Source organism: Methylobacillus methanolivorans, from assembly GCF_054588515.1.
The window spans coordinates 404,139-417,137 of sequence record NZ_BAAILT010000004.1 but is presented as its reverse complement, the minus strand read 5'-3'; the positions used below and the strand labels follow the sequence as shown (position 1 = coordinate 417,137).

11 protein-coding genes are annotated in these 12,999 nt (G+C 53.8%); 4 read left to right on the top strand and 7 right to left on the bottom strand.

The window, feature by feature from the left end; all coding sequences use genetic code 11:
- Positions 1-22 precede the first annotated feature (22 nt).
- Positions 23-679 carry a pyridoxamine 5'-phosphate oxidase family protein gene (locus LG202_RS11880; protein ID WP_230348583.1) on the top strand — a complete coding sequence of 219 codons (657 nt, stop codon included), beginning with the start codon at positions 23-25 and terminating at the stop codon, positions 677-679.
- A 27-nt stretch (positions 680-706) separates the two neighbouring features.
- Complete coding sequence (locus tag LG202_RS11875; RefSeq protein WP_230348582.1) at positions 707-1,264, top strand: NADPH-dependent FMN reductase; 558 nt, start codon at positions 707-709, stop codon at positions 1,262-1,264.
- Here LG202_RS11875 and LG202_RS11870 read toward each other — a convergent pair.
- Entirely contained in the window at positions 1,261-2,124 is an 864-nt protein-coding gene (locus LG202_RS11870; RefSeq protein ID WP_230348581.1) for an SdiA-regulated domain-containing protein, read from the bottom strand. The genes LG202_RS11875 and LG202_RS11870 overlap by 4 nt on opposite strands.
- 211 nt (positions 2,125-2,335) lie before the next feature.
- Between LG202_RS11870 and LG202_RS11865 the strand changes: the two genes are divergently transcribed.
- Positions 2,336-2,797, top strand: a complete 462-nt coding sequence (locus LG202_RS11865; RefSeq protein WP_230348580.1) for an HIT family protein — start codon at positions 2,336-2,338, stop codon at positions 2,795-2,797.
- 32 nt (positions 2,798-2,829) lie between these two features.
- On the opposite strand, the gene LG202_RS11860 is transcribed toward LG202_RS11865, so the two are convergent.
- The 6 genes from LG202_RS11860 to LG202_RS11835 all read right to left on the bottom strand — a co-directional run bounded on the left by LG202_RS11860 (position 2,830) and on the right by LG202_RS11835 (position 11,927).
- The gene (locus LG202_RS11860) at positions 2,830-3,780 is read right to left on the bottom strand and encodes an energy transducer TonB (RefSeq protein WP_230348579.1); all 951 of its coding nucleotides are present in this window, start codon (positions 3,778-3,780) and stop codon (positions 2,830-2,832) included.
- A complete protein-coding gene (gene mpl / locus LG202_RS11855; protein ID WP_230348773.1) occupies positions 3,780-5,162 on the bottom strand; it encodes a UDP-N-acetylmuramate:L-alanyl-gamma-D-glutamyl-meso-diaminopimelate ligase in 1,383 nt (460 codons plus the stop codon). The genes LG202_RS11860 and mpl overlap by 1 nt, the downstream gene beginning before the upstream one ends.
- A 58-nt stretch (positions 5,163-5,220) precedes the next feature.
- Entirely contained in the window at positions 5,221-9,009 is a 3,789-nt protein-coding gene (gene metH / locus LG202_RS11850) for a methionine synthase (RefSeq protein WP_230348578.1), read from the bottom strand.
- 133 nt (positions 9,010-9,142) lie between these two features.
- Complete coding sequence (locus LG202_RS11845) at positions 9,143-10,189, bottom strand: VIT1/CCC1 transporter family protein (protein WP_230348577.1); 1,047 nt, start codon at positions 10,187-10,189, stop codon at positions 9,143-9,145.
- Positions 10,190-10,191: 2 nt separating this feature from the next.
- Positions 10,192-11,682: a YifB family Mg chelatase-like AAA ATPase gene (locus LG202_RS11840; RefSeq protein ID WP_230348576.1), complete on the bottom strand. Its 1,491-nt coding sequence runs from the start codon at positions 11,680-11,682 to the stop codon at positions 10,192-10,194.
- A 2-nt stretch (positions 11,683-11,684) separates the two neighbouring features.
- Complete coding sequence (locus LG202_RS11835) at positions 11,685-11,927, bottom strand: accessory factor UbiK family protein (protein ID WP_230348575.1); 243 nt, start codon at positions 11,925-11,927, stop codon at positions 11,685-11,687.
- A 253-nt stretch (positions 11,928-12,180) separates the two neighbouring features.
- Between LG202_RS11835 and LG202_RS11830 the strand changes: the two genes are divergently transcribed.
- Positions 12,181-12,972, top strand: a complete 792-nt coding sequence (locus tag LG202_RS11830; RefSeq protein ID WP_230348574.1) for a TorF family putative porin — start codon at positions 12,181-12,183, stop codon at positions 12,970-12,972.
- Positions 12,973-12,999 lie beyond the last annotated feature (27 nt).

The following is a 12,999-nucleotide window of genomic DNA, read 5'->3' as shown; positions in this document are numbered from 1 at the left end:
ACAATCCGCATGGAGAAGATAAATGAGTGAAATCTACGGAGAACAGCATAGGCAATGGCAGGAACATTTCGATGGTGTTGCCATGGCAGACCGGGTACGCGACCTCATCGTGCTACCGACCATTCCACCAGAGCATGCTGGTTTCATTAGCAGTCGTGATTTTTTCTTTCTTTCCACCGTTGATCACCGTGGTTTCCCGACTTGCTCTTACAAAGGCGGGCAGACTGGGTTTGTGAAGATCGTCGATGACACAACCTTGGCCTTTCCTAGCTTGGATGGCAATAGCATGTATCTTTCCATGGGTAACCTCTCGCTCAACCCAAAGATAGGTATGCTCTTCATTGATTTCGAGACCCCGCATCGAGTGCGTGTGCATGGCACCGCCAGCATAGACCCTGCCGATCCCTTGCTTGCTGAGTTTCAGGAGGCAGAACTAGTTGTCCGGGTAAAAATTGAGGAAATCTTCATCAATTGCCCGCGCTATATCCACAAACACCAACGTATCGCCGCATCGCCTTATGTGCCGCAGGCCAACTGTGAAACGCCAATGCCACAATGGAAGCGCTTAGACATTGTGCAAGACGTGCTGCCAACACCAGATTACAACAAGGTAGCAGCCATGGGAGGCACCATCACCATGGATGAATATGGGGAACTCGTGATGAAAGGCAATGCCTGAGAAAGATCACTTAACAAGGAGATTGGTATGGCAAAGTTACTAGGGATTTCCGGCAGCCTGCGTCAACACTCACTCAATACGGCACTGCTAAAAGCAGGGCAAGCATTGCTACCGGATAGTGTCACGCTGGAGGTCGCCACACTGCATGGCATACCACTCTACGATGGTGACCTGGAGGAAAAATCAGGCGTACCCGAAGCCGTCACGACATTGAAGCAAAAGATCCTGGCAAGTGATGGCATTATCCTGGCTTCGCCCGAATACAATGCTGGCATTCCTGGCGTTTTCAAGAATGCAATAGACTGGGTTTCACGCCCTCCAGCAGAAAGCGCTGCCATTTTCCAGCGCCCTTTTGCCGTTATCGGTGCATCACCATCCGGGTTTGGCACGATATTAGGGCAACATGCCTGGCTAGGCGTATTACGACAGCTTGGCGCTGACTACTGGTCCGGCGGCAGATTGCTGATCTCGCGTGCCCACGAATCATTCAACGACCAAGGTCAGCTCATTAATCAACGTAATCAAGAAGAACTCGCCAAATTCCTGCAAGGCTTTGCAAAGTTCGCCTCCCGTCCAAAATCCTAAATGTGTTTGCCCGGGCCCGGCTTGAAGACATAAAACAGGTTGGGCTCGCTAATGACATAAATTCGCTTATCCGGCCCAATCGCCAGACCTTCTGCTTGTGGCACGCTACGGTGCAAACCTTGGAACCCACGCCAGAGCGCCAGTGTATCCAGCAACCTGCCCTCGGCATCATATTCAGCCACCATGCGCGAATCATCACTGAGCAACAATACATGCCCACTATTGGGCTCATACGTCACGGCAGATAAATCCCGCAAGCCACACGAAGCCGTTTCACTCAGTTTCTCGATATGAATCGCAACGGGCTGGCCCGGCACTGCATCAACAAACCCCTGTATAGCAATCACGCGCTTGGGAGAACGCTCTTTTGCCACCAGCAAGCGCTGGCGCTGCTGATCCCAGGCGATGCCTTCAAAACCCTTATTGTCATTGGCATACATGGCTAGCGTCAGTGAAGGGGCATGGCTGACATCCACTTCATGCACATCATCTTCAATCTCCGCCAGCACTACGCTATGCTTGGCCTCGTTGAGCAAGGCAAAGCGATGACCGCTGATATGGGCAATCCCTTCCATATCATCAATCCCTGTCACCTTGATTGTGCGCAAAACCTCGCCTGTCAGTGACAACTCAACGATCAGGGGCTTTTGGTTGGAAACAGTAAAGAGGGTATGGGTTTCATGGTTATAGCTCAGGTCTGATAGGTCAGAACCCACCCCGGGGATTTTCACCGCTTCATGCTCCACAACATAATGCTTGAGGTGCAAAGCATGATGTGGCTTGGTTTTCTGTGCATGCCAAATATGCCATGCAATCGCCTCCAACCTAAAGGCATAAGCGAGCGCCAGCAATGCTGCCATGATACATATCAACAGCAAGCCTAAACGCTTGCTCGGGAGAAATCGGGCCATCCTGCTTTATAATCCTTGAAAATCCTTACAGCAAACACGCTGCAAGCTAAAGAAATCGAATCCTGCAAGACTTTGTGCCGCAGCACAAAGTTCCGCAACGTATGGATGACGATCAGTAAGCATTTAATCAATCTGCCATTCCATTAGGCTAACACGCATCATGACCAGAACCTTGTCGTTCCATAAACACTGCGAACTATGTACCACTGCCGGAGGCATCATCCTCTGGCAAGATGCGCTTTGCAGAGTCGTACAGATTGATGATCACGACTATCCTGGCTTTTGCCGCATCATCCTCAACCGCCACGTCAAGGAGGTCACTGACCTCAAGCGTACTGACCGCGAGCACCTCATGCTGGTGGTGTTTGCAGTGGAAGAGGCCGTGCGTGAAGTGATGCACCCAGATAAGATCAACCTCGCCAGCCTCGGCAACATGACGCCGCATGTGCATTGGCATGTGATTCCCCGCTTCAAGCGTGATCGCCACTTCCCCAACCCCATCTGGGGAGAAAGCAAGCGCGAAAGCCTGCCCCAGGCACTAGACGCCAGTAGTACAGAAGCCCTGAAAAAAGCGATTGCAGCCAGGCTTGATCAAGGCGAACGGGTATTCATGGGTATCTAGCCACGTATAACAAACTCTCGGCTACCACACTGTTACTGCGTCGCTAGGCTGTCTTCCTTGGTAAAGGTCCAGGTACGGGTAATGCCGATGATGTCGTATTCCTTGCGAATATCTTCCGGAAACGCGGCATAAGGAGCAGCCAACTCCACAATACGCTTGGCGGCATCGTCCAGCACTTTGTGGCCTGAGCTACGCATGACCTGGATTTTCTCAATTGAGCCATCGGCACGTATATCCACTGATAGCGTTAACTGACCATATAGCTTATTTTCCTTAGCAGCCTCTGGGTAATTCAAGTTGCCAATTTTCTCCACCTTTTGCCGCCAGGCTTCGACATAAGTCGCAAACCGATATTCCTGGGTACGCCCCCCCAGTTCCTTACGTTTTGGGCGCTTTTGATATTCGTCCTGCTGCTTGGCTATCTGGGCTTCCAACCGGGCAATATCCATACTGCTTGCCACCAAGTCACGCGCATTGAAATTTTTAGGGGCATCCTGTTGTCGACCCTGATCGGGCGTAGCAGTCGCCGCACTCTGTGCAGGTGCTGATTCCAGCTTTTTCTGCTGGTTGATCTGGCTCATCAATTCCTGTGCCTGGCGCTCCAGCTCCGCCACTTTGTCCTGCTGCGTCTGTTGTTGCTTTTCTTGCCCTGGGCGCGCAGCCGAAGCAGCTTCCACAGCCTCGGCAGGAGCGAGTTCAGTCTTCTTTTTCTTCGGTGGCGGCAAGGCAGTTTTCATCTGCCGGTCAAGATCAGTATTGCCGCCCCTATCCAGATTGGCTTGCGCCAGGGCATCTGCCTTCTTTGGCTTGGATTCCGTCTTGGCATTCACCAACACGACTTCCAGCGGTGGAATCTTGTCCTTGAAGAACTTGAGGTCAGGTGCCTCAAAATTGACTGAAAGAATGACAATGATGTGGACAACGGCTGAGAGCAGCAGTGCCCAGCCAAGGATTCCCAACTCTTTCAAGCCATGCAAGTGCACTAGGCCAGCCTCTCCAGTAGGCGCTGGTGAATGCCACCAAAGCCGCCGTTGCTCATCACCAGGATATGGTCACCTGGCTGCGCCTCGGCAGCAATCGCCTCAATCAGCACCGCCATGCTGTCAAATGCTGCAGCCTTATGCTGGATGGGCTGTAAGGCAGCTGCTGCATCCCAACCCAAATGCTCGCCGTAGCAAAACACCAGGTCTGCATCAACCAGGCTAGCTGGCAATGCATCCTTCATTACACCCAGCTTCATGGTGTTGGAGCGAGGCTCCAGCACAGCAAGAATACGGGCCTTGCCCACCTTGTCGCGCAAGCCTGACACCGTGGTCGCAATCGCCGTAGGGTGATGGGCAAAATCATCATAGACGGTCATGCCATTGACCACGCCACGCACTTCCATACGGCGCTTGACGTTCTTGAACTCAGTCAGCGCAGCTATACCTGTTTCAATGGCAACGCCAGCATGACGTGCCGCTGCCAGAGCAGCCAGAGCGTTCATGCGATTGTGCTCGCCTAGCAACTGCCACTCGACACGTCCCCTGGCCTTGCCATGGAAGCGCACCGTAAAGCCACCCTCGGTATCGACCTCCTGCGCCTGCCAATCGGTACCGAAATACTCCACTGGCGTCCAGCAACCGCGCTTAATCACGCGCTTAAGACTATCTTCCTTGCCATTCGCCACGACCAGCCCACTGCTGGGCACGGTACGCACCAAATGGTGAAATTGTGTCTCGATGGCATACAGATCAGCAAAGATATCTGCATGATCAAATTCCAGGTTATTGAGGATAGCCGTACGTGGACGGTAATGCACAAACTTGGAGCGCTTATCGAAAAAGGCAGTGTCGTACTCATCGGCCTCAATCACGAAAAACGGCGAGATACTCTTCTCATCCTGTCGTGGCACGCCGGGAAGCCGCGCAGATACGCCGAAATTCTCCGGCACACCACCAATCAGGAAGCCCGGGGCCAAGCCCGCATATTCCAATATCCACGCCAGCATGGAGGTCGTTGTGGTTTTGCCATGCGTACCTGCCACAGCGAGCACCCACTTAGCTTGATCACCTTGCTGAGCGTAGAGGATATTCTCTGCCAGCCACTGCGGACCAGAAATATAAGGCAAGCCACGGTTGAGGATTTCCTCCATCAAGGGATTACCACGTGCAACCACATTACCAACGACATAGATATCGGGATTGAGCGACACCTGCTCGGGGCCGAAGCCCTCGATCAGCTCTATGCCCTGCGCCTCAAGCTGCGTGCTCATAGGAGGATAGACATTAGCATCGCAGCCGGTGACGCGATGTCCGGCGGCCTTGGCCAGCACGGCAATACCGCCCATGAAGGTGCCACAAATACCGAGAATATGGATATGCATAACGCTCAATAAACTTTCAAATCAGGGTTGATTGTAGCAAAGCCGCTGCTTCAGGTGCTCAGGACAGGTTCGGTGCCAGCCAACGCTCCAGGTATTCCTTTGGTAAACCGCGACGATTCGCCATATCCAGCAGTTGGTCTTCACCTATCTTGTCCACGCTGAAATACTTGGATTCAGGGTGCGCAAAATAAAAGCCCGACACCGCCGCTCCAGGCATCATGGCAAACGAATCCGTCAGTTGAATACTTACCTCTTCACATTGCATGACGTTGAACATATCCGGTTTGACGGTATGGTCAGGGCAGGCCGGATAACCAGGCGCAGGGCGAATGCCACGGTATTGCTCCTTGATCAGGGCCTCGTTGCTCAACGCCTCATCCGGCACATAGCCCCACAAATCCTTACGCACACGTTCATGCAAATACTCAGCAAAAGCCTCTGCCAAGCGGTCTGCCAGCGATTTCAACATAATGCTGCTGTAGTCATCGTGGGCCGCCTCAAAACGCTGTTCGTATTTCTCGATGCCTAATCCACCCGTGACGGCAAACATGCCAATGTAATCGGCAATACCACTATCTTTGGGCGCAATGAAATCAGCCAGGCATTGATTGGGGCGTTGCTCACCATTCACCACTGGCTTCTGCGTCTGTTGCCGCATGCCGTAGTAAGTGAACGCTACCTGGCTACGGCTATCATCAGTGTAAATCTCGATATCGTCGTCATTAACAGTATTCGCTGGCAACAAGGCCACCACCCCGCTGGCAGTGAGCCAGCGCCCATCAATGATCTTCTTCAGCATGGCTTGCCCTTCGGCAAAAAGCTTGCTCGCAGCCTCGCCAACCACCTCGTCCTTGAGGATAGCGGGATATGGCCCTGCCAGGTCCCAGGTCTGGAAGAAAGGTCCCCAATCGATATATTGCGCAATCGTCGCCAGATCAATGTTCTTGAACACGCGACGGCCAATAAACTTGGGCTTGATCGGAGTATTCGCACCATCAAAGCTGAGCTTGGCCTTGTTGGCCCGCGCATCGGCAATCGTCAGCAAAGGTGTGCCTTTTTTGTTGGCATGCTGGATACGCACCCGCTCGTAATCCTGCTCCAGATCGGCGATATAAGTGTCGCGTTGTTCTGGCGTAAGCAGGGATTGCATCACCGAGACCGAGCGTGAAGCATCCGGCACATAAATCACCGGGCCATCATAGTGCGGTGCGATCTTGACTGCGGTATGCGCCCGCGATGTGGTCGCACCACCGATCAGCAAGGGCATCTTGAGCCCGTGGAAATACGGGTCGCGCTGCATCTCGCGCGCCACGTGCGCCATTTCTTCCAGCGAAGGCGTGATCAGGCCAGACAGGCCGATGATATCTGCCCCGGTGGCCTTGGCCTGCTCCAAGATTTCCGAGCACGGCACCATCACGCCCATATTCACCACTTCGAAGTTATTGCATTGCAACACCACCGAGACAATGTTCTTGCCGATGTCGTGCACATCGCCCTTGACCGTGGCAATCACCATCTTGCCCTTAGGCTTGGCCACAATGCCGGTACGCTCTTCTTCCGCGCGCTTTTCTTCCTCAATGAAGGGCACCAGATGTGCCACGGCCTGCTTCATGACACGCGCCGATTTCACCACCTGCGGCAGGAACATCTTGCCCTGACCAAACAGGTCGCCGACCACATTCATGCCATCCATCAGCGGGCCTTCAATCACGTGGATCGGGCGGCCACCGTTATTCATGACTTTTTGCCGGGCTTCTTCTGTATCGGCAACAATGAATTCGGTCAGGCCATGCACCATGGCATATTCCAGGCGCTTTTCCACAGTGACCGGATTTTCCGGCGTGCCGCGCCAATCCAGCGTGGCTTCCTGTTTCTTACCGCCTGCCGCCAACGTGGCGGCAAACTCGATCATGCGTTCGGTAGCATCTTCACGGCGATTGAGCACCACATCCTCGACGCGCTCACGCAGCTCGGGGTTGAGATCGTCATAAACGCCTATCATGCCGGCATTGACGATACCCATGGTCATGCCAGCTTTGATGGCGTGATAGAGGAAAACGGTGTGGATAGCCTCCCGCGCTGCCTCGTTGCCACGGAAGCTGAAGCTCACATTGGACACACCACCGGAAATCCGCGCGTAGGGCAGGTTTTCCTTGATCCAGCGTGTGGCATTGATAAAGTCCACGGCGTAGTTATTGTGCTCTTCGATACCCGTCGCCACGGCAAAAATATTCGGGTCGAAGATGATGTCTTCCGGCGGAAAATCCAGCTTCTCCACCAGCAAGTCATAGGCGCGCTTGCAAATTTCGATCTTGCGTTCAAAGGTATCGGCCTGCCCGACTTCGTCAAACGCCATGACAATCACCGCGGCACCATAGCGGCGGCATAATTTGGCCTGGCGCAGGAACTCCTCCTCGCCCTCCTTCATGGAAATCGAGTTGACGATGGATTTACCCTGCACGCACTTGAGACCTGCCTCGATCACTGCCCACTTGGACGAGTCGATCATGATAGGCACACGTGCAATATCCGGCTCGGAAGCCACCAGATTGAGGAAATGCGTCATGGCATGCAGGGCATCCAGCATGCCTTCATCCATGTTAATGTCGATCACCTGCGCGCCGTTCTCGACCTGCTGACGTGCCACCACCAACGCCTCTTCGTATTGCTCGTTGAGGATCATACGTGCAAAGGCCTTGGAGCCTGTGACATTGGTACGCTCACCCACGTTCACATACAGGGAGTCTTCATCAATCGTGAATGGCTCCAACCCGGCCAGCCGGGTCGCCACAGGAATCTCTGGAATACGACGCGGTGCAATCGTCTTGACCGTCTCGGCAATCGCCGCAATATGCGGCGGCGTGGTGCCACAACAGCCGCCAGCGATATTTACAAAGCCGCTCTCGGCAAACTCCTTGAGCAGGGCCGATGTATCGGCTGGCTTTTCATCAAAGCCAGTATCCGACATGGGATTTGGTAAACCAGCATTAGGGTAAATACACACAAAAGTCTCGGCGATCTTGCTGAGCTCTTCCGCATACGGCCGCATCAGCGCGGCACCCAGGGCACAGTTCAGTCCTATGGTCAGTGGGCGCGCATGGCGCACCGAGTTCCAGAATGCAGGCACGGTCTGGCCTGACAAGATACGTCCCGATGCATCCGTCACCGTGCCAGAAATCATGATAGGCAGGCGCTTACCGGTTTCCTCAAAATACTGGTCGATTGCAAATAACGCCGCCTTGCAGTTGAGCGTATCAAAAATAGTCTCGACCATGAGGATATCCGCACCGCCATCAACCAGGCCGCGGGTCTGTTCATGATAAGCCGCCACCAACTGGTCAAAGGTGACGTTGCGCGCGGCTGGGTCGTTCACGTCCGGGGAAATGGATGCCGTCTTTGGCGTCGGGCCCAGCGCGCCTGCCACGAAACGTGGTTTGTCAGGCGTGGAATAATTATCGCAAGCTGCACGTGCCAGCTTGGCGGCCTCGACGTTCATTTCATAAGCCAAATGGGCCATGAAATAGTCTTCCTGCGCCACGCTAGTCGCACCGAAGGTATTGGTCTCAATAATGTCTGCACCAGCTGCTAGGTATTGCTCGTGGATTTCTTGGATGATGCGCGGCTGGGTAAAGGTCAACAGTTCGTTATTGCCTTTGACGAACAGCTCCCGCTCGCCCGCTGGTGCGGCAAAGTCGGCAAAGCGACCACTAGGCCCGCCGCGATAATCCTCTTCCGTCAGCTTGTATTGCTGGATCATGGTCCCCATCGCACCATCCAGAATCATGATGCGCTTGGCGAGGATTTCCCTGAGCAAGACCTCTGTGGGGGACATTTCGTAATGTTTCATGCAAAACCTTAAATGCTGGCGGACTGACACCTGCCAGGTGATTGAATATTCAGCGCGTGATTATAAAACAGCTGGGGCATCCCGCATAACACAGCGATGATTTCAATGCAGATTCCTGGCCCTAGTTGGTAGGCTAGGCAAGCAAGCCAGTACCCAACAGGCTGCCTATCCAATAGGTCAACCCACCAGCAGCAGCCCCAATCAGCAACATACGTGCACCACCATAGAGCATATTGCGCCCACTGAACAAGGCAAGCGTGGCACCCACAATAAACAACGCCGCTCCCGTCAGGCCCAACGCCAGCTCCAGCGTATGCGTGGAGAGATGCAGCAACCATGGCAGCAAGGGAATCGTACCGCCGACCAGAAACGATACAAACGACGAGATCGCTGCCGCCCATGGCGACCCGAGTTCATCAGGGTTCAAGCCCAGCTCTTCGCGCGTCAGGACATCCAAGCCCAACTCTGGATCAGCCACCAAGCGATTGGCCAACTGCTGTGCTTCCGTCCGCTCCAGGCCTCGTGCCTGGTAAATCAGGGCCAGTTCGGCGGCTTCTTGCGCTGGGTACAACGCCAGCTCCTCACGTTCCAGGGCAATTTGATGCTCAAACAGTTCGCGCTGCGAACGCATGGACACATACTCGCCCGCCGCCATGGAAAACGCACCAGCCAATAGCCCTGCAACCCCGGATAGCAAGATTACCGAAGCGCTACTTGATGCACCTGCCACCCCTAATACAAGACAGGCGATGGACACCAACCCATCATTCACCCCGAATACGGCAGCGCGCAAACCGCCATTGTTACCCGCCAGCTTGTGTCGCCCGCCCACTTCATTCACCTGGGTCGGCATGGCATGACTCACCAGATCCATGCGTTTTGCACCATAAGCCGACAAACCACGTACCTTGCTGGCGGCCAATACCGGGCGAATCCGCCTAGGCCCGAGACCATGTGCCAACCAAACGATCATCCGGGTATGCATATCGGGCCGATAAGCAGCAATTGCATGCCCAGCCTCTGCCAGCTTCGCCTCCCACACTTGTGCTTGTTGCATGGCAGCGGCTTCCAGCCCCTCAAACATCTGCGCTAATGCTGGATCAGGCTCACACTTTGACAAGGCGCTGTATAAATAAGCCGAGCGCTGTTCTTCGCGCCAACCTTGCAAAAAATCTGTCATCTCTATAATCCCAGCCTGCGATATTGCACCGCTTCGGCAATATGCGCACTTTGTATGCCATCGCTCGCCGCGAGGTCAGCAATGGTACGCGCTACCTTGAGAATACGATGATACGCACGTGCAGAGAGGTCAAGCCTTGCCATCGCCTGCTTCAGCAGTGCGCTCCCAGCGGTGTCCGGCTGACAATACTCATCCACCTGAAGACTGGTCAACAAGTAGTTGCTCACCCCTTGCCTATCCAGTTGCCGCTGTCTTGCCACTTCTACACGCGCTTTGATTATGGCGCTCGCTTCCCCTGGTGCTGCATGCAGCAGTTCGTCCTCACTCAAGGCGGGCACCTGGATATGGAGATCAATACGATCAAGCAATGGTCCGGATAGGCGCTGGCGATAGCGGGTGATCTGATCCGGCGTGCATCGGCATTTACCGTTAGGGTGCCCGCAATAACCGCATGGGCAAGGATTCATTGCGGCAATCAACTGGAAACGTGCCGGAAACTCTGCTTGCCGCGCCGCACGCGAAACCGTGATATGCCCGGACTCCAGCGGCTCACGCAAGACTTCAAGCACCTTGCGATCAAACTCCGCCAACTCATCCAGGAACAATACCCCATGATGGGCCAGCGAAATCTCGCCTGGCTTGGGAATGGCCCCGCCCCCGACCAAGGCGACGCCTGACGCAGTATGGTGCGGGGCACGATAAGGCCGCTTGCCCCAGTCCCTGGCATGAAAGCCCTTGCTCAACGACTGGATGGCAGCAGACTCCAAGGCCTCAGCCTCCGTCATCGCAGGCAGAATGCTAGAGAAACGTGAAGCCAGCATGGATTTCCCGGTACCGGGAGGGCCAGACATCAGCACACTATGTCCGCCGGCGGCAGCAATTTCCAGCGCACGCTTGGCCTGAAGCTGACCTTTCACCTCGGCAAAATCTGCAGCAGCCAATACAGCTGGCTCAATATTAACGGGCTGTGGCAGCAATGACTCTCGCCCTGCCAGGTGCGCACATACTTGCAGCAAGCTGCTGGCAGGCAAAACGGTGGCGCCCTGCACCAGCGCTGCTTCCATAGCACTCTCTTGAGGCAGGATAAATGTGCGGCCACTCTCCTTCGCTTTATACGCCATGGCCAATGCACCACGGATATTGCGTAACTCACCTGTCAACGCCAGCTCACCAGCAACTTCATACTGATCCAGCCCTTGCGCAGGAATTTGGCCAGATGCGGCGAGAATGCCTAATGCAATAGGCAAATCATAACGTCCGCTTTCCTTGGGAAGGTCGGCAGGTGCCAAGTTGACAGTGATACGACGTGCGGGAAATTCAAACTGAGCGGTTTGCAAAGCAGCACGCACCCTGTCTTTGCTTTCCTTCACTTCTGCTTCGGGTAAACCAACAATGGTAAAGCTCGGCAAGCCATTGGCGAGATGCACTTCTACCGCAACCTCTGGTGCCTCCATGCCAGCTAAGGCACGGCTATATAACACCGCGAGTGCCATGATCAGGAAGGCTGTCCTAGCTTGACCTCAATATCAGCCAATTGCTTTTCCAAATCAGCAAGTTGAGCGCGTGTCTTACGGAGTATCTCTGCCTGGATATCAAACTCTTCCCGCGTCACAAGCTCCAGTTTAGTGAATGCGCCCTGTAATAGTGCATGCACATTGTGCTCAACACCTTCAGCGGGCAAGGATGAGTATATTTCCTTGATTTTATTTGATAATTCTTCGAAAAACTGAGCATTCATCACTTATAAATCTCCCAAAACATCCGCAGTTTAGCAGCTTTTACTTCCCAAAAATCCAGATTAAACATAACAAACTCAATCACTTACCGATAAAAATCAAGCTTCGCACCATTCCAGATCGTTAAAAATCCCAAAAAATATCACATAACCCATTGTTTTATATAAATGTTGTTTTTATGGCACAGGTGTTGCTTATTACCCAACGCAGAGTTTTCGTTGTTGTTTTATTTTTCAAACCTTGAAAGGGTACATTATGCGTAATTCGCTTCTACTTGCCGCCATCGTTGGCACATTTGCAGCACCTGCCGCCGTTATGGCCGAAGAAGCTGCTGAGGCAACCTCCCCTCACACCATTACATACAACGTTGGCCTCACAAGCAACTATATCTTCCGTGGTACCAGCCAATCTGGTGACCGCCCAGCCATTCAAGGTGGTATGGATTACTCCCACTCCAGTGGCTTCTACCTCGGCACTTGGGCCTCCAGCATTAGCTGGCTGGCTGATACTGGCGCCGATGGTGCAGGTGGTGACCGCGCTTACAACAGCTCCAGCATGGAATGGGATCTGTATGGTGGTTACACTGCTGAAATCGGCGAAACCGGCATCACTTATGACGTAGGTGTATTGCAATACATCTACCCAGGTCGTCGTAATTCTGTGAGCGGCAGCTACAATGCCGATACCACTGAAATCTACGGTGGCCTGTCCTACAAGTGGGTTTCCGCGAAGTACTCCTGGTCACCAAGCAAGTCAGCCTTTGGTTTCGAAGGCCGTGGTGCTAGCTATATCGACCTGACCCTGGAAGTACCATTTGGCGAATCTGGCTATAGCGCGATTGCCCACGTGGGTCGTCAAGAGTTCGGCAATGGCCCTAACGAATACGACTACACTGACTGGAAACTGGGCTTGAGCAAGGCTTGGGATAACGGTATCGTAGTTGGTGGTTACTATACTGACACCGATGCTGACCGTCAGGCTTTCACTTATGGCCCTGTGTTCTCCGGTAAGGAAAACTGGACTTTGTTCGTACAAAAGACTTTCTAAGCAGACAGTCATGTGAGAAGGCAAGGC